16 protein-coding genes are annotated in these 19,312 nt (G+C 44.3%); 6 read left to right on the top strand and 10 right to left on the bottom strand.

All coding sequences use genetic code 11. From position 1 onward, the window contains the following. Window positions 1–88: 88 nt before the first annotated feature. The gene (locus R8N49_RS04275) at window positions 89–745 is read left to right on the top strand and encodes a 2OG-Fe dioxygenase family protein (protein WP_005377989.1); all 657 of its coding nucleotides are present in this window, start codon (window positions 89–91) and stop codon (window positions 743–745) included. Next, on the top strand, window positions 729–1,964 hold the full coding sequence (locus R8N49_RS04270) for a cysteine desulfurase-like protein (protein WP_005377986.1): 1,236 nt from the start codon (window positions 729–731) through the stop codon (window positions 1,962–1,964). Before R8N49_RS04275 ends, R8N49_RS04270 begins: the two co-directional genes overlap by 17 nt. A 90-nt stretch (window positions 1,965–2,054) precedes the next feature. Here R8N49_RS04270 and R8N49_RS04265 read toward each other — a convergent pair whose 3' ends face one another. Next, a complete protein-coding gene (locus R8N49_RS04265; RefSeq protein ID WP_005377984.1) occupies window positions 2,055–2,879 on the bottom strand; it encodes a DUF2797 domain-containing protein in 825 nt (274 codons plus the stop codon). A 333-nt stretch (window positions 2,880–3,212) separates the two neighbouring features. Here R8N49_RS04265 and R8N49_RS04260 point away from each other — a divergent pair, with 333 nt between their 5' ends. Next, the gene (locus R8N49_RS04260) at window positions 3,213–4,550 is read left to right on the top strand and encodes a GGDEF domain-containing protein (RefSeq protein ID WP_031781257.1); all 1,338 of its coding nucleotides are present in this window, start codon (window positions 3,213–3,215) and stop codon (window positions 4,548–4,550) included. 142 nt (window positions 4,551–4,692) lie between these two features. On the opposite strand, the gene R8N49_RS04255 is transcribed toward R8N49_RS04260, so the two are convergent. The 3 genes from R8N49_RS04255 to R8N49_RS04245 form a co-directional block, all read right to left on the bottom strand. Beyond that, complete coding sequence (locus R8N49_RS04255; RefSeq protein WP_017634863.1) at window positions 4,693–6,063, bottom strand: SLC13 family permease; 1,371 nt, start codon at window positions 6,061–6,063, stop codon at window positions 4,693–4,695. A 219-nt stretch (window positions 6,064–6,282) separates the two neighbouring features. Next, window positions 6,283–7,017 carry a vancomycin high temperature exclusion protein gene (locus R8N49_RS04250; protein WP_005388862.1) on the bottom strand — a complete coding sequence of 245 codons (735 nt, stop codon included), beginning with the start codon at window positions 7,015–7,017 and terminating at the stop codon, window positions 6,283–6,285. A gap of 154 nt (window positions 7,018–7,171) precedes the next feature. Next, window positions 7,172–8,860, bottom strand: a complete 1,689-nt coding sequence (locus R8N49_RS04245) for an NAD-dependent malic enzyme (protein ID WP_186584323.1) — start codon at window positions 8,858–8,860, stop codon at window positions 7,172–7,174. A 213-nt stretch (window positions 8,861–9,073) separates the two neighbouring features. Here R8N49_RS04245 and R8N49_RS04240 point away from each other — a divergent pair, with 213 nt between their 5' ends. The 3 genes from R8N49_RS04240 (at window position 9,074) to R8N49_RS04230 (ending at window position 14,098) form a co-directional block, all read left to right on the top strand. After that, entirely contained in the window at window positions 9,074–11,428 is a 2,355-nt protein-coding gene (locus tag R8N49_RS04240) for a helicase-related protein (protein WP_161441510.1), read from the top strand. A gap of 288 nt (window positions 11,429–11,716) precedes the next feature. Then, the gene (locus R8N49_RS04235) at window positions 11,717–12,094 is read left to right on the top strand and encodes a hypothetical protein (RefSeq protein ID WP_005388859.1); all 378 of its coding nucleotides are present in this window, start codon (window positions 11,717–11,719) and stop codon (window positions 12,092–12,094) included. 330 nt (window positions 12,095–12,424) lie between these two features. Beyond that, window positions 12,425–14,098 carry an alkaline phosphatase D family protein gene (locus tag R8N49_RS04230; protein ID WP_158173811.1) on the top strand — a complete coding sequence of 558 codons (1,674 nt, stop codon included), beginning with the start codon at window positions 12,425–12,427 and terminating at the stop codon, window positions 14,096–14,098. A 78-nt stretch (window positions 14,099–14,176) separates the two neighbouring features. On the opposite strand, the gene R8N49_RS04225 is transcribed toward R8N49_RS04230, so the two are convergent. From R8N49_RS04225 to R8N49_RS04200, 6 genes are all read right to left on the bottom strand, one after another. Beyond that, window positions 14,177–15,280, bottom strand: coding sequence for a phosphoribosylaminoimidazolesuccinocarboxamide synthase (locus tag R8N49_RS04225; protein WP_064376418.1), 1,104 nt, complete (start codon window positions 15,278–15,280; stop codon window positions 14,177–14,179). A 203-nt stretch (window positions 15,281–15,483) separates the two neighbouring features. Beyond that, a complete protein-coding gene (locus R8N49_RS04220; RefSeq protein WP_005377962.1) occupies window positions 15,484–15,876 on the bottom strand; it encodes a SulA-like leucine-rich domain-containing protein in 393 nt (130 codons plus the stop codon). A 412-nt stretch (window positions 15,877–16,288) separates the two neighbouring features. Next, on the bottom strand, window positions 16,289–16,471 hold the full coding sequence (locus R8N49_RS04215) for a hypothetical protein (protein WP_005377960.1): 183 nt from the start codon (window positions 16,469–16,471) through the stop codon (window positions 16,289–16,291). Between the two features lie 177 nt (window positions 16,472–16,648). Next, complete coding sequence (locus tag R8N49_RS04210; protein WP_186584321.1) at window positions 16,649–17,623, bottom strand: J domain-containing protein; 975 nt, start codon at window positions 17,621–17,623, stop codon at window positions 16,649–16,651. Between the two features lie 76 nt (window positions 17,624–17,699). After that, the gene (locus tag R8N49_RS04205) at window positions 17,700–18,359 is read right to left on the bottom strand and encodes an OmpA family protein (protein WP_005377956.1); all 660 of its coding nucleotides are present in this window, start codon (window positions 18,357–18,359) and stop codon (window positions 17,700–17,702) included. Window positions 18,360–18,576: 217 nt separating this feature from the next. Beyond that, on the bottom strand, window positions 18,577–19,272 hold the full coding sequence (locus R8N49_RS04200) for a DUF2786 domain-containing protein (RefSeq protein WP_005377954.1): 696 nt from the start codon (window positions 19,270–19,272) through the stop codon (window positions 18,577–18,579). Between the last annotated feature and the right edge of the window lie 40 nt (window positions 19,273–19,312).

Raw genomic sequence — 19,312 nt, 5'->3', positions numbered from 1 at the left:
ACGTTAAAAGCTGGTAATTGCAGAATATTTGCGTAACCTAGTGTGTAAATTAAATGTTAATTAATGTGCCTCATTAAAGGAGCAAATGATGTTACATTCACGTGAGAATACTCTACATTTAACACAGCTCAGCATGGCAGCAATTGAGCAGCTTTCCCCATCGTTTGAAGAACTGCCTCGTACCGAACATGCAGATGGTCAGTATCGACTACGACGTTATTCTGTGGTTGGCTTTGATAACGGCAAAGTCATCGACTTAAATAAAAATAGCTTTGTTCAATCCTCTGATATCAACCGATTTCAAGGTGATGTAGTAAGACAATTCGAGCCAATTGAGAAGGATATTCTTACCAGCGATGGATTTCGAGAAATGTGTGAATTGTTTGTCAATGCGAATCATCTGCCAAACGGTCAAGAAATAGAAATTCACCAAATCCGTATCAGGGCACTGGAAGAAGAAACCCAAGTAGCACCTGAAGGTGTGCACCAAGACGGTTTTGATCATATTGCAATGGTTGGTGTGGGACGCCATAACATCATCGGTGGCGACATCATGCTGTACAGCAGCCATAACCAAGCCCCATTTTTCCGTAAAGTGCTAGAAACCGGAGAGGTCGCAATCTTGGCTGATAGCAAGCTGTGGCATAACGCGTGCCCAATCCGCTCTGTTATTGATGACGAAGCGGGCCATATGGATGTATTTGTACTTACTGCTACGGATAAGCGTAATGAACTTCAATCTTAATCAGATCAGAGAGCAATTTCCGGCGTTGGCTCAATACCACAACGACAAGCCCGTGACGTTTTTTGATGGTCCAGGTGGCTCACAAGTGCCTCAACCAGTACTAGACAGCATGGTTGGGTATTTAGGTCGTTTCAACGCTAACTTAGGCGGGCATTATTTTTCTAGCCAAGTGACCGTTGACGTAATGCAAAATGCGCGTGAGTCGGCTCAGGCTCTACTTAATGCCCCTTCATCTGGCAATATTGTCTTCGGTGCCAATATGACCTCACTAACCTTTCAGCTTAGTCGCGCGATTAGTCGAGATTGGCAAGCAGGAGATGAGATCATTGTCTCCGCTTTGGATCACTATTCAAATGTATCCAGCTGGCAGCAAGCGGCAGAAGATAAAGGCGTTACGGTTCATCAAGTTCGTATCAACGAAGAAGATTGTACGCTTGATATGGAGCATTTAAGCCGCCTTCTTTCTGATAAAACGCGCCTTGTCGCTGTGACTTATGCATCGAACACGACGGGCTCTATTGTGGATGTACAGCAAGTAGTCAGCATGGCGCACAATGTTGGGGCACAAGTTTATGTGGATGCCGTCCATTATGCGCCTCATCATTTGGTTGATGTTCAAGCGTTAGGTTGTGACTTTTTAGCTTGCTCAGCTTACAAGTTTTTCGGACCACACGTTGGTATTGCTTACATAGCCGATCAGTGGCTCCACAGTATTCGCCCTTACAAAGTCGAGCCTGCCACTAATATAGGCCCTGGTCGATTTGAAACAGGAACGCAAAGTTTTGAAGGTCTTGCTGGTGTCGTTTCTGCGGTTGAGTATCTGGCTCAATTTGGTGAAGTCGGTTTACCTCTTCGCCAACGATTGGAGCAAAGCTACCAACTGTATGAACAACATGAGCAGCGCTTGAGTGAGCGTTTCTTGCAGCGTTTGAATGCATTAGATGGTGTCAATCTATTCGGTATCGCAAAGGAAGATAGCCAACTCCGCACGCCAACTTTTGCGCTAACGTTTGACCGATATTCTCCAGAGTTCATCGCGAAAACACTGGGTGAACATAACATTTGTGTATGGAATGGTCACTTTTATGCGTTGGGCTTAGTTCGTCAACTTGGTTTAGAAGAATCGGGTGGTGTAGTGCGAATTGGTTGTATGCATTACAACACAATAGAAGAAGTCGATATGTTATTCGATGTGCTAGAAAGCATCCTTGACGCATAACTAACGATTTCTTCCTAATAGAAAAACAAAAGCTCGAGTCAAAATCGAGCTTTTTTCATTTTTATTTGAATCAACGCGTTCTGCAAGCGATTACTCACTAACTTCAACTTCATAGGAAGTGAATTTTCTTACATTAATAACGCCGGTATCAAAGATGAGGTATTGACCTTTGATGCCTTGCAAAGTGCCAGTAACAACCGGGTTTTTATCGAAGTTATGCGAAGTGATCTTCGTTGGGTGCTGTTGTACCGGGTAGCTAAGGTCGGTAATGCTTTCGTTTAATACTTCAATGGCATCTTCGCCGAATTGCTGTTTTATCTCGGCAATTTTCTCTTCGACTAAAGGCAATAGCTCAGCAAAACGGTCCTGCAATGCCATAGGTTCACCGTCACCTTTTAGCAGTGTGCGCCAATTGGTCTTGTCTGCGATATGTTTCGCCAGTTCAACTTCAATTAAACCGGAGATATGGCGAGTTTTTACTTTAAAAATTGGCAAGCCCTGAGTCGCGCCTTGGTCAATCCAACGAGTCGGGATTTGAGTATGACGAGTAATACCAACTTTTAAGCTGGATGTGTTGGACAGGTAGACAAAGTGATCCACCATGCAATTCTCTTCACCCCATTGTGGTTCGCGACAAGTCCCTTGATCGTAGTGGCAGGTCTCTGGCTTCATGATACACATGTCGCAGCTTGCTAGCTTTTTCATGCATACAAAACAGTGGCCTTGCGAATAACTCTTTTTCGTTTTCTTTCCACATGAGCAACAAAAAATATTGCCAGTGTGAGTCAGTGTGAGCGTTTTACCCAGAAAAGGAGTTAAGTCGATTTCTTCCTCACCGACAGGAAGACGGTAGTTGACGGCACCGTCCAGAGAAGCACGCATTTTGTTTAGCGTGCCAGTTGCAATTAATGACATGACATTACTCATTATTGTGTTTTTGCACAGTATATACTGAAGTGGAGAAGAGATGCAGGGTTGACAGGAGCTTTAAAGTAAATGTCTTGCACTAAATTATTATGCATCGTGTTTTATTTTCTAAAAATTATGGCTGTGAAATGCTTCGCAAATAGAAGTTGGGCTGCACTTTTTAGAAATTTTAAAACGTGATAACGGTTCAAAATCCGTTACCATGTGTCGAAACTAAGAATTGAATGAAAAAGCGATTTTATTTCTTGATAAATCACCTTGATTTCATTTTTGAAATTATTGAACCCCACGTATTGTATAATCTCAGCAGGTCACTTGCCCATGAAGTGGATCCATAACTTTATCTTTGCTCTTTCTATTTGCACTATCAGTTTGGTTGCCCTTTATAGTGTGCTTGGCGATACGCGAAAGCTGACCATTACACCTGAGCATTTCAATATCTATGCAACTAAAGATGCCAGTGAAGGAGGTGTGAGTGAGGCAGATATCACATACGATCGGCAAAGCCTAGTCCTTAGCTGTGAACTAAAGCAGAGCTCGTATGCTTGGCCTTACTGCGGAATCTCGGTTTATACCGATTCAGCAACGCCAACACAGGGTATTGACCTTTCCAACTACCATACGATTCGATTGAAGGTGCGATATGAAGAGGCAGGAATAGGGGCTAACCCTAGCCACGACCTACGTTTGTATCTTCGCAATTATAATTCTGAGTATTCCAAGCCGGACGACGAGTACACCATTAAATATAATGGCATGCAGTTTTCTCCGTCGGGTTCGAGCGATATTGTCGAAATTCCGATTAAAAATCTTCAGGTGATGACCTGGTGGTTAGCAGATAACGGAGTCGCGATTGAGCACTCTGCACCTGAATTTTCAAACATCACACGTATTGATATTGCAACTGGGTCTGGTGCGGCACTTGGTAAACATAGAATTGTGATTGATAAAATTGAGTTTGAAGGCGCTTACCTTGCGCAAGAAACATTGTTGTATGCATTATTACTCTCTTGGATGGCGCTTGGACTGGCTTTTTCACTGCATGAGTTACGAAAAAATAGAGTGGCTTATGAAAAAGCGCAAAAGCGTCACCGTCATTTGGAAAAGGTGAATGATACTTTGCGAGCTCAAAACTATGAGTTTGCAGAGCTAGCGCATCGAGATGCTTTGACGGGCGCGATGAACCGATATGCTGTGCAACACTGGCTGGAACAACAATCTCGTCAGGTTCGCTGGGGGCATAACACCTTCAGTATTCTCTATTTGGACTTGGATAAGTTTAAAAAGGTGAACGACAAATTTGGGCACCAAATGGGGGATGACATATTGCGCGAATTTGTCATGGTGGTAGCGACTTCTATTTACTCAGACGATCGACTCGTTCGTTGGGGCGGCGAAGAGTTTGTCGTATTTTGCCCTGATACCAATATTGAACAAGCGTTAGAGAAGGCAGAAATGATTCGCAAAAATGTGGAGGATCATTTGTGGGTGCACGGTGAATCATTAACTTGCAGTATTGGCGTTGCCCAAATGCAGAATGAACGCGTCTCAGAAACCATGGCGAGAGCTGACGAAGTGCTGTATCAGGCGAAGCGCAATGGTCGCAACCGAGTGGAAGCTCATTATGGTTTACTTGCTTGCGAAAAGAAGCAAGCCTGATAGCCGTTCACTAAAAGGAAAGAAAAAAGGTGGCCAACTGGCCACCAAGAGGGAAACTGCTGAACACCACTTAGGGGGGAAGTTTGGGTTATCGATACGATTACCGTGAGCAGCAGTGTAGTGCTAATCGAACTTGCTATTTTTACCAGAACAACCAAGCGAAAAGCGTTAGTGCAGCAATACAGGCAATGTTTAATACGAAACCAATTCGCATCATTTCTTTTTGCTTGATATGACCCGTACCGAACACAATCGCGTTTGGAGGTGTTGCAACAGGTAACATAAATGCACAAGATGCAGCGACGGCAATCAGTGCAGAGAGAATAACCGGAGACATGCCTAAGGCTTCTGCAATGGTCGCAAATACAGGGACAAGTAGCGCAGCACTGGCGGTGTTACTCGCAAACTCAGTTAAGAAGACAACAAAAGCAACCACTGCAAGAATCGTTAAGAGAATACCGGCTTGCTCAAGGAAGCCTGACAAGCTATGAGCCAAAAATACGCTTGTTCCGGTTGCTTTTAGGACGTTACTCAGACAGATACCACCACCAAATAGGATTAACACACCCCAGTCGGTTGTTTTCTCAATATCTTTCCACTCGACGGCGCGAGAAGCACCAAGTAGAAGGATGGCGCCAATGGCTACAAGAGTATCGAACTTCGCGAAGCCACCCAGCATAGCGTTAATAGGCTTACTGAATATCCACAAAGTTACGGTCAGTAAGAAAATCGCCAACGTAATCATTTTGCCGTTTGTCCATTCGACTGGTTGATGGTCAAGGTCAAACTTGTGGCTAAGGTCAGGCTTAGTCATCGTGTACAATACGAGGATAGCGATTGGCATTAATACTAGGGAAATAGGTACACCAAACTTCATCCATTCAGTGAAGCTAAGGCCAACTTCAGCTGCTGCAATTGCGTTTGGTGGGCTACCAACCAGTGTTGCAATACCACCAATTGAAGCACTGTAAGCGATACCGAGTAGAACAAACAAAAAGGTGTTGTGGTTTTTCTTGGCGTCTAGCTTTGTCATCACACCCAGCACAAGCGGTAACATCATCGCGGCGGTGGCGGTGTTTGAAATCCACATTGACAGGCCAGCACTCACACCAAATAGCATGAATACAGCGACAGACATTTTTCCTCTTGCCAGCAATAGTACTTTATCTGCAATAGCTTGATCTAACTTTTGTTTATGTAGAGCCGCAGCTAGTGCAAAACCACCCAAAAATAGAAAAATGATGGAGTTGGAAAAGTTATTCAGTGCGGCTTGAGTGTTGAACACACCCAAAAATACCGCAAGTAGTGGTATGAGCAGCGCAGTAATGCTGACGTGAATCGCTTCGGTTAGCCACAAAATAGCAACAAAAACTAAGATGCTCAGGCCGGTTACTACTTGTGGTTCAAAGGGTAAGGTATTAAACAAGATAATGAACAATAGGATATTCGCGTTCAAAATCATGCTGTTGCGAGTGAAGAACCAATTCTTCAATGTCACAGCGAGTGCGGTCATGGGTAGTGCTCCTTTTGCATTGCCTTTTGTCGGTTTTTTTATGGCAAAGTAACTGACTTGTAGTTATTTATTGATGAAATGTTACTTTGAATGCGAAAAAGAGTTTTGCCTGAATCGTAGAGCAAATTAGAAAGTGTGATGTTGAGAATTGGAAATGGGTAGAAAACTACCCATTTGTTTTATAGAAATGTTACTAGGCTTGTGAGCCACGTTATTCCTCTATTCGACGGGGACTTGAAGAGGCTCGTTAGCTGCTTTATTTGGCTCTTTTACTGCGACGATAGGTTCTTGAGGGCCAAGAAACTTAGGCTGCGTATTGATAATGTACAGGTCTAAAAACGCTTTCACACGGGCTAGCAGTTCTCGAACACGCATCGATGTTTTTTGCTTGTTGGCCGTCGGCCCTGCTACCGCGAGACACTGCGCATCAATGCTGTAAGCATCAGCGATGAACAGTGCGCGTTCGCAGTGAAAGCGTTGAGTCACAATCAGAAATCGCTCCGAAGCAAAAATTTTTTTTGCTCGTACAATCGAATCTAAGGTACGAAAGCCAGCATAATCAAGGTGAATCACTTCTTCAGGCACGCCTGCTTTAAGTAAGTCGCGTTTCATTGTCCACGGTTCGTTGTATGAACGGTGGGCGTTATCACCACTCAATAAAAACTGTTTTACTTTGCCTTGGTTGTAAAGCTCAATCGCCGCATTAATGCGATGAGTGTAGTAAGTGTTGAGGATCTTTCCGATGTATTTACTGGTACCAAGAACTACGGCAACCTCATGTTGAGGGATTTGCTCGTATTCAGTGAAAATGCTCTCTTTGGCTTGTAAAACCACCCACCGGTCGATGGCTATAACAGAAACAAGCAGACTAAGTGCAGAGATCGACAAAATCAAAGCAAATCGCTTCCAGGAAAATTTCAGCTTCCACTTTGATCTTATGCGAGAAAACAACAAAACGTTTTATATCCTTAACTAAAAATGTAGTTCTCATCATATCTGATAGAAACAAAAAGAGAGAAGCCCATTTATGCCAAAATCTGGTTAGGATGATAAAAAAATAAAAGCCCCTACATGGTAGGGGCTAATTATTAAACGAATTGTCTCAAGCTTAGAACGCAGTGCGTTTGTAACGGCGGTAAACAGGTTGCCAGAACGACTGTTCAATCGCCACGTTCAATGCTTCATCAGTAATTTCTAATGCGACACCTTGTTCAATTGCCTTTTTACCAACGGCGAATGCGATTTTTTTCGACACTAAGTGGATTTCTTCCAGTGGTGGAAGTAGAGCCCCACGACCGTTGATTGCTAGAGGAGAACATGTTGCGAGCGCGCGGCTTGATTCCATTAGCATCTCGTCAGTGACACGTTTTGCATTGACAGCAAGTACACCAAGGCCAATGCCTGGGAAGATGTAGCTGTTGTTACATTGTGCAATAGGGTAAGTGCGACCTTCATGAACCACTGGCTCAAATGGGCTACCTGTTGCAACCAGTGCTTCACCATTTGTCCAACGAATGATGTCGTTCGGTGTCGCTTCCACGCGGCTTGTTGGGTTCGACAGTGGGAAGACAATCGGACGCTTACAGTGTTTATGCATTTCTTCGATGACTTCTTGGCTAAATAGGCCAGGCGCACCAGAAACACCAATTAATACCGTTGGCTTGGCGCTACGCATAACATCGAGTAGTGAGAAGCCATTTCCTTCATTTTCCCACTCTTTCGTATTGGTATGCTTTTGCACCAAGCGTTGTTGGAAATCAAGAAGGTTAGGCATGCCTTCTTGTAACAGACCCCAACGGTCAACCATGTAAACTTGTGAGCGAGCTTGCTCGTCAGAAATTCCTTCCGATACCATTTGTGCGATGATCGCTTCTGCGATACCACAACCAGCAGACCCTGCGCCTAGGAAGGTAATACGTTGTTTAGAAAGCTGAGTTCCTGCTGCTTTACAAGCTGCAAGTAGGGAACCAACAGTAACAGCTGCAGTACCCTGAATATCATCATTGAAGCAACACACGCGGTCTTTGTAACGCTCTAGAAGAGGCATCGCATTTTTCTGAGCAAAGTCTTCGAACTGGATCAAAGCATCAGGCCAACGGCGCTGTACCGCTTGGATAAACTCTTCTACAAATGCATCGTATTCTGCACCCGTAATACGAGGATGACGCCAACCCATGTACATCGGATCAGCTAAGCGTTGCGGGTTATTGGTACCCACATCAAGAACGATTGGTAGCGTGTAAGCAGGGCTGATACCACCACACGCGGTATATAGTGACAGTTTACCGATTGGAATACCCATGCCGCCGATACCTTGGTCACCCAAGCCAAGGATACGTTCGCCATCTGTCACAACAATCACTTTAACGTTGTGGTTTGCTGCGTTGTTCAGCAAGTCGTCAATACGGTCACGGTTCGGGTATGAAATGAACAGACCGCGACCACGACGGTAAATGTTAGAGAAGTTTTCACATGCTGCGCCAACAGTCGGCGTGTAGATGATAGGCATCATCTCAGAAATGTGATTTTGCACTAGGCGGTAATACAATGTTTCGTTGGTGTCTTGGATGTTACGCAGATAAATGTGCTTATCCATATCGCTTTCGAAACTTTTGTATTGCTGGTAGGCACGTTCCACCTGCTCTTGGATAGTTTCGGTCGACTCTGGAAGCAGACCTTCTAAGTTGAATGAACTACGTTCTTCAGCAGAGAATGCACTGCCTTTGTTCAAAAGAGGGGTTGCTAAAAGAGCCGGACCCGCATATGGAATATATAGTGGGCGTTTATCGTTGTTCATTGGGTGCCTTATGTAGGGTTGAAGGATGCGCACCAAATTTTAACGGGTTCACTATTTAGTTGTAAACATGCGTTGATGCACATCAATGTAATGTCGCAAAAAAATTCAGATACCGACGAAAATATCGGCAATATTGGTTGTTTAGAGATACCTAAAGCAGGATTTTTTTACTTGGGTATAATGTTTTGCATCATCAAATCAAATCCAATTTCTATGTTTCAACTACCTATCGACAGCCTGCAAGCCGAGTTTGACCATCATGTAAGCCTTAACCATCTTGTGGTGGAAGCCGAAACCGGGTCGGGTAAATCTACCCGCTTGCCCATGTGGGCGGCAAAACACGGACGCGTTCTGGTTATTGAACCACGTCGAATTGCTTGTACCTCGCTGGCTGAATTTCTTGCGGAGCAATCTGGAGGGCCAATAGGTCGCAAAGTCGGTTACGCGATCAAGCTTCATGCCTACTTTGATGAAAAAACCGAAGTTGTATTTGTGACTCCGGGGGTTGCACTGCGTTGGTTTTCGGAAAACAAGCTAGCAGACTTTGATGTCGTGATAGTGGACGAATTTCACGAGCGACGCTGGGATATTGATCTATTAACCGCCATTTTGAAGCAAGAAAATCAACATCGATTGATCGTCACTTCCGCTACCTTAGAAGGCGAAAAGCTTGCTCGTTACCTGAATGCTAAGCGCCTGAGTTCGGAGGGACGTTGCTTTCCAGTCACGGTGACACATCGTTCCACAGACAGCCGCTATTTACCGAACAAAAAGGGATGTGAACAGGAAGTTGTCGGAGCGGTAAAAGAAGCACTGGAAGATGAAGATGGCGATATTCTTGTTTTTCTCCCAGGACGTAAAGAGATCGCCCAATGCGCGCAGATGCTACAAAGCAGCAGTGATGTCATGGTGGTTAAACTTCATGCCTCGGTCAGTGATGAAGAACGACATCGTGCGCTGACGGTACAAAAGCAACGGAAAGTCGTATTGGCAACCAACGTCGCGGAAACCTCTCTGACCATTCCTAATATCCGTGTGGTAATCGATAGTGGTTTAGAGCGCAGAACTGTACAACGAAATGGACGTACAGCACTGACATTAACCAACATTTCTAAGGCCAGTGCCGCGCAGCGAATGGGGCGAGCAGGTCGCGTTACCGAAGGGGCTTGTATTCGTCTATATGGTGAGCACGCGCCTTTAGAGTTGGTGACACCTCCAGAATTACACAGAGAAGAGCTCGTCGAGCCCATGCTGGCAGCGGCTTGTTGTGGGTACCGTCTTTCAACACTCGATTTTCTCGACTCAATTCCTCCAAAGTCGCTAGAGGCATCTCATTCGACGTTGTTATCTATGGAAGCGATTGATGAGGATGGCAATGTCACGCAGCATGGTAGAAAAGTATATCCACTACCCATTGATGCACTGTTTGCCGATCTCGTTACCAGAATTCAAGCGAAGCCAGAGAAGGAAGCAATGATTGATTTGGCTGCCGCCTTATCTGTGCCTGCGCAGCTCTATCAGCGACAAAGTGGTGAAGTTGCTGAGCTTCTATCTCAAGAGGAGCCATACGGATGTGATGTCTCTTTGTTGATCCGTTTGGTTCGGGGGGAGCGACTTCCGGGCATTGTCATTGATGCCAGCGCACTCGAAGAGGCACAAGGTTTAGCGAAACAAATGCGAGAAGTATTTGAATTACCGGAACTTGACGTTGCCTCTCGATATAAACGTGAAGCGCTCTTTTTCTCCATCGCCTCATTGCACCCTGAGCTTGTGTTTGTCCGACGAGCTCGTCGAAGGGATGCTCTAGGAAATGGCGTAGTCGAGATGCTGGTTGGGCGTAACAGCCGCTTTCCTGATAAAGAAGAAGCGGCCATCGTGCTAGATAGCCATAGCGTGCCAGGACGAGGCGTTAAGCAAACACTGAACCTCGCATCGGTTATGATGCCTATCCCGCTGACATTATTACGCGAACTTGAGCTAGGGGAGTGGCAACAAGGTGAGACGAATTATGAAGAGGAGACCCCAAGAGCAACGATGCATTTGGTCTACGCCGGACGAACAATCTGTACTGAACATCAAGCGTTAAAAGGTGATGTTGCTGTTCAGTCTATTGTCGAAATGATAGAAGACGAGACACTGTTACCAGGATTTGCTTCTCAAAGAAAACAACAAATCCAACACTGGAAACTCTACAACGCATTGGGCCTTAATGTCGAAGGAGAAGAGGTTAACGACTTGGCCTCCTTGACATTTTCTAGCTGGTTAAAGGATCAGTTGGAAACATTAGGCGTTGAAAATGTCGATGATATGGCGTTGTTTGAACCGGAAGACTTGACATTTAACGGTGTTCCAGAATGGGAATACGACGATTTCACGGAGCAGTACCCTTTAGAACTTTCGCTGCCAGAACTCCAACTGGATGTTGAGTATTACGCGTCTCGCAAGCTAGTACAGGTCGTTTATCGAGAGGGAAACCGTAAGGGAGACCCGAAGCGTTGGGAGCTGCCACGTTGGGCTGGTTGGAAGATACAGTATAAAAAGGCCAGTCGAGTGATTGATGTAAAGTAGGTCGGCGGATGACGTTGTGACAAGAATTGATATTTTCTTGGTGAATCTATAATGATTTCATATTGATAGCGTTACTTGCGTGTTGTTTTTAGTTTCTTAATTGAAATATTAATCAATTGAATGCTTATATATGGCGAAGCTGTACATCAGTTGTTACAAAGCTGGTTTTAATATTTCCTTTTGTATGTAAATTAGGGCATAAAAGACGAATGTTTTATATCCCATTGCTATATCAAAACAGTTGAACGATATTTGGTATATCTCATTTTCGAGTGTCGGGGGCATAGAATGGATCAACAAGGAAAGACGTGCATTGAATTCGACTACACTAGCTTTTTAGGAGCGACAGGTAGTAAAAAATGGACCTTTTTAGAGGCATTTGCCACCATCGCGCCTATTTTCGGTTTGATGTGGAAACAGAACATTGCGGAATTGCGCAAGCCTGAAGATCGGTTGTGGGATGCCGCATTAAAATCGATGTCTTCTCGTAAAAGTGATGAATCCAATTTGGTCCGCTTAACCCAGCTAGCTAAACATGAAGGGATCAATGAATTGCGAGTCGTTATGCCATATTCGCTCGATGTTCAGCAAATCGAGTACATAGAATCTCGCAGTCAGTTGAAGGTGGACACGTCAGAACAAGATGTTCTTAACATCAAGTTTTAGGCTGAGTATTTCCACTTCATCGATGTACTACTTAACAATAGTGCAATGAAAAGCGACCTCAAAGTAGGTCGCTTTTTTATTTTGAGGTTTTTGTCACAGGTCTTAGGAAGTGTGATGAATATAGAGTATTTGCACTTAAATTAACAAAAATGTAACGTTTGGAAATGCAATTGTCATAACTAGCTTCTAACTTTGTGTTTTTAGGACAAATTACCGACTAAGTGGTTGGTACTGTAAGTTCGAATTAACGTCCCTTATTGGCATACAAGGATGATTGAGTCACCACGTCATTTGGGCATAAAAACAAACACAATAAGAAAGGAAGTCAATATGTCTTTGTCTCGTCGAGACTTTATGAAAGCTGCCTCTTCAACGGCGATTGTTACCGGGCTGGTGGGCTGTGGTAGCGATGCTAGTGAATCTGTTGCGGTTACCTTTGAGCACGGAGTGGCGAGTGGAGATCCTACTCAAACACAAGTAATCATTTGGACTCGTGTTACGACCTCAGCAAGCTACGCAGATGTAAGCTGGCAAGTTTCATCTAACGAAAATTTTACTGATATCGTGCAAAGTGGCACTTTTGCCACAGACACGAGCCGAGATTTCACGGTAAAAGTCGATGTTCAAAATCTCAACGCAAATTCTCGCTACTACTATCGATTCATGGTTGGAGATGTCACTAGCGAAGTCGGGCAAACTCAAACATTACCAGAGGATGGTGTAGAAAAGGCATCCATGGCGGTTGTTTCTTGTGCAAACTATCCTGCTGGCTATTTCCATGTGTATCGAGAGATTTTAAATCAACATGAGCAAGACCCGTTTGATGTGGTGCTTCATCTCGGTGATTACATTTATGAGTATGGTGCTGGTGGCTACGCTAGTGAAGATGCTGAGGCACTAGGGCGAGAGCCAAGCAAAGGCACTGAATGTATTACCTTAGATGATTACCGAAAACGGTATGCGCAATATCGCCAAGATGCTGATCTGCAAGCGTTACATGCGAGCCTACCAATGATTGCTGTCTGGGATGACCATGAGCTTGCAAATGATACTTGGAAAAATGGTGCGGAAAACCATCAAGAAGAGGAAGGCAGTTTTAATGATCGTCGTGCATCTGCGGCTGCCGCGTGGACAGAATGGTTGCCCGTTCGTGAAAACACTTTCTCAAACATGCTGATTTACCGTCAGTTTTCGTTTGGAAGTTTAGTCAATTTGATGATGCTCGACACGCGACTTGTGGGGCGTGATAAACCGTTGGATTATTTCTCGCTCAGCTCACCAACGATGGAAGCTATTGGCGGTTTAGTTGCCCAGTCGCGCAGTCAAGACCGAGAGCTGTTAGGCGCTGACCAACTCGCTTGGCTGATGGATGCGTTCAGTACGCACGACGCAACTTGGAATGTGCTAGGGCAACAAGTGTTAATGTCTCGTATGGAGTTGCCAAGTTCGGTTATGACCGCGATGTTTCAATTGTTTACTGCCACTGAAGAACAAAAAACAGAGGCGTTATTAGCGGTAAACTCTGCGATTACGGGTTATCTCTCTGACCCAAGTTTAGATACCATTGCTTTGCCATATAACCTAGATGCATGGGATGGTTACTACGTTGAGCGAGAGAACGTTTATCAACTGGCCAAAGCCAGCAGTGGTAACTTTGTCTGTTTGGCAGGAGATACGCACAACGCATGGGCAAGTGAGCTTAAAGACGTATCTAAGCATCCTATCGGGGTAGAGTTTGCGACTAGCTCTGTGAGTTCCCCTGGGTTAGAGGCCTACCTCGCGTTAGACCCTGTTGCGATCGCTCAAATGGAATACACGCTGCCGCACTTAGTGTCAGAATTACAGTGGGCAGACATCAAACAGCGTGGCTTTATGCGCGTTACTTTTACGCCCGACAAGGCAGAGTCGACCTGGTATTTCGTATCAACGATTAAAGACAAAACATATCAGGTGACGACCAAGTCAGCCTCTACAACAGATGGCACTACGTTAAATATCGGCTAAACTGAGCCTAATACGAAAAAAGTCCGCAAGCTAGTGCGGACTTTTTATTGGAAAGCATTTAGCAATCTAGCGACAGTGCTAGTCAATCAATCCGTATTCTTTGCTCAGAACTTCGATGATTTCCGCTTTCGGATTCTCACTCAAATGAATCGGCTTGCCTGTAATCTTCTCGGCAATACCAATGTAGGTGCTCGAAATCGCCATCAAAGATTCGACGGGTAAAGCATTATCACGAGCGAGTGCTTCACGCTCTGGCATACGTTCTTTATTTAGCAAGATATCTGGGTCAGGGAAGTGGTTAAGTAGGAACTGGCGGAAACCTTCTTTTGAGTTCTCTACGATGTGACCTGCTTGGTACTCTTTAGCATCCCATATACGAGACGAGTCTGGTGTACCCACTTCATCCATGTAAATCAGCTTTTCATTGCCAGCAGCATCATGAACATAACCAAATTCGAATTTGGTATCGACAAAGATTTGGTCAATTGCTTCTAATGCTTGGCTGATAACGTTAAAGCCTTCTTTCAGCAGTTTTTCGTAGAGTGCGATATCGTCCGCACTTGAGAAGTTAAATGCTTCGTAGTTGTCTACGATATTTTGACGAGTAATATTAACGTCATCCGCTTCTGGCACACCGGGAATGCCTTTTAGAATGCCTTTTGTGGATGGGGTCATTAGCAACTCTGGCAGTGCTTTGTCTTTTTCTAACCCTTCAGGAAGTTGGATTCCACAAAACTCGCGCTCGCCATTTGCGTAAGCGCGCCACATCGAACCCGTGATGTATTTGCGGCAGATGGCTTCGATTTTTACCGGTTTGGCTTTTTGTACAATCCAAACAAAAGGGTGAGGAATGTCTAGAATATGGCTATCTGCTAAGCCATTTTCTTTGAACAGTTTGAACCAGTGATTAGAAATCGCATTAAGCGCAGCCCCTTTACCCGGGACACCATTAAGACCACCTTCAGCATGCCAAATACAATCGAACGCAGAGATTCGGTCGCTAATCACCATGATAGCCAAAGGCGCATCTGGCGCGACATTGTATCCTTTTTCTTTGATCAGTCGGGCGCTGTCTTCATCAGTTAACCAGTAAACTGAACGAACTTTTCCACTATGAACGGGTTTATGGGTGCGAATTGGCAGGTCGTCATTGACGGCAAGTACTTGATTAGCAAGGCTCATTGCGACATTCCTATCATCTTAATCAAACGTCAGAAAGAGAAGATATTCAGCAAAATGTGGGCGCTGAATAAATCGAATGTGGGCATCATACCAGAACTATTTTAACTCGCCAGAGAAAAAGCAAACGTTTGCCTATTTTCTTTAACACAAAAAAAGCCCCCTTAAAAAGGAGGCGAGATGCAGGATGGATAACGTCGAACTTATTAGTGGTACTTATTAACTCTGCCTTCGACGAAAAAGACTTCACACTGATAGCGCTGCGCCATGTCGCGCAACATAGATTGATTCATAAGTGCAATTTTATTGGATGCGACAACAGCACTGGCATTGCCTGATCGGATGGCTTTTATCACGATCTCGACTTCTGAAAGCTGTTGAGAGGGCTTCATTTGAATAACGTTTTTACAGCAAATATTAGAAGCAGTGAGTTGTTCAAAGTCTGGACGAGGGCAGTCTGCTGTAAACAAAATCCATTGTTTCTGCTGCGATAAAACAGCCAGCTTAGATAGAAGCTGATCCGAAACGGCCATGGGCTTAGTTGCTTGTGCCAATACGTTGTAACGAGAGTATGTATGAGATTGACTTTGTAACTGCATCTTACTGTTCCTTTATACATGCTGTATGCCTATACAGTAGTTTGTTTTGGCGACCTGATCAACAAGTTTCTCAAAAGTTATTTGCGGTTTTTTGAAAAGGAAATAAAAGAATTTTACTTTAAGTAATTGAATTTATTTGTTTATTTTTTATTTCTGATATGTCTAACATCAATTTAAAAATGTGAGGTGAGTAGAAAGTTGGACGAGAGACATACAGGGGTTTACTACTGTATATACAGGTGTTTTTCACGGACAGTGGTTTGTATACAGTGGAAGAGGGCTGATAACCGATGCGACATGCTATGTAGGATAGGAGGGAATACGAGATAGAGATTGGAAATAGGCTTGGGAGATCAAAAAAGCGCCTTATAAAAGGCGCTTTTGAAAATCAGTTCCATTGATTCCGTCTTGCTTAGCTCGCTCGTTGCAAACGTTCGCGCATTTGCAATTCGCCTTGGTTAAATAGGCGCACGTCGATTTTTGCCATATCGTAACAAGCTTTACATGAGTAGTGGTGCTTGCCATCTAAATAATCGTGACGAGTTACAAGACTAGGTTTTTTACACCAATCACAGGTGCCTTCTTCAGTGAACATTGATTTTCTCCCCACCTAGATTAATTTGAGTCGTTAGGTGTTATTTTGCGCCGGGCATTATGGCATAAAAGCGCGACTTAAGTTAAATGTCTGTTAATTTCTTTGAGAGGGAGATCGATTGCGGTGTTTGATTATATGGGAATAAAAGCATGGTAGCCAAAGTATCCTGACCTATTTTTACTGTTTTGTAACATTTTGTGAGACGAGCTTAAAGGCATGATTGAGTCGCTTCATTTCTTCTTCACTGCCCCTTGTGTCAGGATGATAAAGCTTTGATAACTGTCTATAGCGTAGCTTGATTGCCTGTAAATCAGGGATGGTTTGTGGTGTGTAGCCAAACATAGCACACGCGACGCTTAGCTTATGGTTTTCTGCCTGAGTTTTGGATTTCTTAAATTCTCTGAATACTTTCTCTAACTGACGCTTCAGTTGCTTGTTCGTAAACTCTAGCTCTTTTATTTTTTCCGCCATTCGTTGATTTTGGCTTTCCCCTTTGGCTTCACGCGCTTTTCTATTCTGCTTGAGTTTTTTGATCACGAGGAAACTTAAGCCGCTGATGATGAGTATCGCCGCTAGCCAAATCAGCCATAGAAACGGCGAGTGTTCTACTTTGGGGTTTGCAACTGTGCTTTTCTCTTCCTGTGCTTGCTCCGCCTTTTTATCGAGCGACTTTATTTGCGAGACTTGTTTAGCTCGCAGTTGGTTGAAGCGCTGCTCTAACAGTTGATTATAAGCCTGTTCTGCTGCTGGATTATGCTGAGAAGCCATTTGATACAAGGCTTCAGTCAATTGAGAAGTTGTGACCTTATCTGGATTGCGCTGAATAAAATCGGCGAGAAGAAAGCCACGATCGGTTGGGTCATTGAGTGCGATAGAGGTTAGCCAATATAACGCTTGTGTTTCATTTTTTTCACCATTGATCCCTTTAGCAAAGTCGTTCGCGAGCTGTTTTTGTGCAGGGAGGTAACCTTGGTTGGCGGATTGCTCTAGCCAGTAGCGCGTTTCTGGTGAGGCTTCAGCTTCGTTTGATGCCAATAATTGTTGTGCGTACTCGTATTGTTCGATGGGGTCATTTGGAGCTTGAGAGGCAAGCGAGTAACCAGAAAAGCTGAGGCTAAATAAGCAGAGTAGGGCAGACGTTTTGACAGACATTAATATGTCAGGCCTAACGATAATGGTTAGGCCTGCTCCGGTAATTTTTTATTATTACCGTTATGGTGCAACCAAATTACTTCAGTGGCAAGATCTGGATTTCAACACGACGGTTGCACGCACGACCTTCAGAAGTTTGGTTTGAGCAAATTGGGTTACGTTCGCCGTAGCCGCGTGCAATTGCACGACCAGGTGCAACGTTTTGAGATACTAGGAATTGACGTACGGACTCTGCACGGCGCTCTGACAACGTTTGGTTGTATGACTCACTACCTGTGCTATCCGTGTAACCGTCAATAACGAGACTGGTATCTGGGTACTCAACTAGGATGCGAGCAACACCGCGTAGAGTATTATGGATACTAGCATCAAGCTGGTAAGAGCTTGAAGAGAAGCCGATACCGTTTTCCATACGCAGTAAAAGCTGATTTTCACCAACACGCTGAACTTGTACGCCAGAGTTTAGCAAAGCGCGACGTAACTCCGCTTCTTGTTGGTCAAAGTAGTAACCAACGCCAGCGCCAGTCGCTCCGCCTGCGGCTGCACCAATGAGTGCATGCTGACGACGTTCTTTAGCATCATCACCCGTTGCTAGGCCGATTGCTGCGCCAGCGATCGCACCAATAAGCGCGCCTTGCGTGGTGGAGTTAGTTTCGTATTCACCCGTTGTTGCATTTTGGCGTTGAGTGGCTTGACAGCCAGTAAGAGCTAGCACTAGAGCTAGTGCAATAGGCATCTTTTTCAAGGGAAAATCTCCGTATAAAACTGAGGCGAAACCATGCCTCATAATGGGATGCGAATTATGAATAAACAAGCATTAATATTTGTTATGAGAAAGTAAGATTGATAAGAGTTTCTGTAAGAAAATTCCTACCAATACTGCCAAAGCTCTCAAAGTAAGCCCCATCGACATCGAAGTCATTGCTGCTTATGTGAATCCTTTACTATTCTGGCTATTTCGATGAATCGCCCAACATTTTGCGTGCTTGTTCGCCGCCCACTCCACGGTTAACTGAAACCTTTCTACCTTTCTTTAAGCCCACTTCGTAGTCTTCAGTTAGGTTTTTCATTGCTTCTTTCAATTGCTTCTTGAACGTTTCGCGGTCAATGTTTTGGAATTCTTTATCAATATAGTCATTAATTTTATTGGCCGACTCTTCATCTGGAGAAATAATTGGCAATTTTTCAATCGCGCCTTCCACCCAGCCAGATACAAATGAGTTCACACGGCGAGTCACTTCCTGAGAAGAGGTGCCGGTGCCAGCAAAGCTGTTTCGGAATTGTCCGGTACTTTCGTTCATCTCGCGATAAACAATATCGAAAGCAAATGCAGCAAAAATAGCGCGATCTGCTTCACCGATAAATTCGACACGTTTGAGCCCTTTGTGATTCAACAATACTGCTTCGACACCGAATTTTGTGTTAATGCCGCGAATCACTCGCAATATGGTAGAACTGATGTTCGCTGGTAGCAGATGAGAAGATTGTGTTTTTCCCATTCTGATGAACTCAATATCGTCTTTATCGAGACCATATTTAAGCATGAGGCGATGTGCCATTTTGATAGCATTGGCAGCCTCATTAACATTAGCGGAATTGCCCAGTTCTAAGCACTTGGCGATTTTTTTCAGAGCTTTTTGTTTATCCATCGACAACCAGTAACGAAAGCAGAAAATTTATGAAGTCAGA

It is taken from the genome of Vibrio sp. 1978 (assembly GCF_033344345.1).
The sequence above is the reverse complement of the archived record's forward strand: the minus strand, read 5'-3'. Positions and strand labels throughout refer to the sequence as shown.

Excerpts from the sequence above, each read along its gene's own strand:
- R8N49_RS04275 (WP_005377989.1), top strand. The coding sequence starts at position 89 with ATGTTACATTCACGTGAGAATACTCTACATTTAACACAGCTCAGCATG.
- R8N49_RS04270 (WP_005377986.1), top strand. The coding sequence starts at position 729 with ATGAACTTCAATCTTAATCAGATCAGAGAGCAATTTCCGGCGTTGGCT.
- R8N49_RS04265 (WP_005377984.1), bottom strand. The coding sequence starts at position 2,879 with ATGTCATTAATTGCAACTGGCACGCTAAACAAAATGCGTGCTTCTCTG.
- R8N49_RS04260 (WP_031781257.1), top strand. The coding sequence starts at position 3,213 with ATGAAGTGGATCCATAACTTTATCTTTGCTCTTTCTATTTGCACTATC.
- R8N49_RS04255 (WP_017634863.1), bottom strand. The coding sequence starts at position 6,063 with ATGACCGCACTCGCTGTGACATTGAAGAATTGGTTCTTCACTCGCAAC.
- R8N49_RS04245 (WP_186584323.1), bottom strand. The coding sequence starts at position 8,860 with ATGAACAACGATAAACGCCCACTATATATTCCATATGCGGGTCCGGCT.
- R8N49_RS04240 (WP_161441510.1), top strand. The coding sequence starts at position 9,074 with ATGTTTCAACTACCTATCGACAGCCTGCAAGCCGAGTTTGACCATCAT.
- R8N49_RS04235 (WP_005388859.1), top strand. The coding sequence starts at position 11,717 with ATGGATCAACAAGGAAAGACGTGCATTGAATTCGACTACACTAGCTTT.
- R8N49_RS04230 (WP_158173811.1), top strand. The coding sequence starts at position 12,425 with ATGTCTTTGTCTCGTCGAGACTTTATGAAAGCTGCCTCTTCAACGGCG.
- R8N49_RS04225 (WP_064376418.1), bottom strand. The coding sequence starts at position 15,280 with ATGAGCCTTGCTAATCAAGTACTTGCCGTCAATGACGACCTGCCAATT.
- R8N49_RS04220 (WP_005377962.1), bottom strand. The coding sequence starts at position 15,876 with ATGCAGTTACAAAGTCAATCTCATACATACTCTCGTTACAACGTATTG.
- R8N49_RS04215 (WP_005377960.1), bottom strand. The coding sequence starts at position 16,471 with ATGTTCACTGAAGAAGGCACCTGTGATTGGTGTAAAAAACCTAGTCTT.
- R8N49_RS04210 (WP_186584321.1), bottom strand. The coding sequence starts at position 17,623 with ATGTCTGTCAAAACGTCTGCCCTACTCTGCTTATTTAGCCTCAGCTTT.
- R8N49_RS04205 (WP_005377956.1), bottom strand. The coding sequence starts at position 18,359 with ATGCCTATTGCACTAGCTCTAGTGCTAGCTCTTACTGGCTGTCAAGCC.
- R8N49_RS04200 (WP_005377954.1), bottom strand. The coding sequence starts at position 19,272 with ATGGATAAACAAAAAGCTCTGAAAAAAATCGCCAAGTGCTTAGAACTG.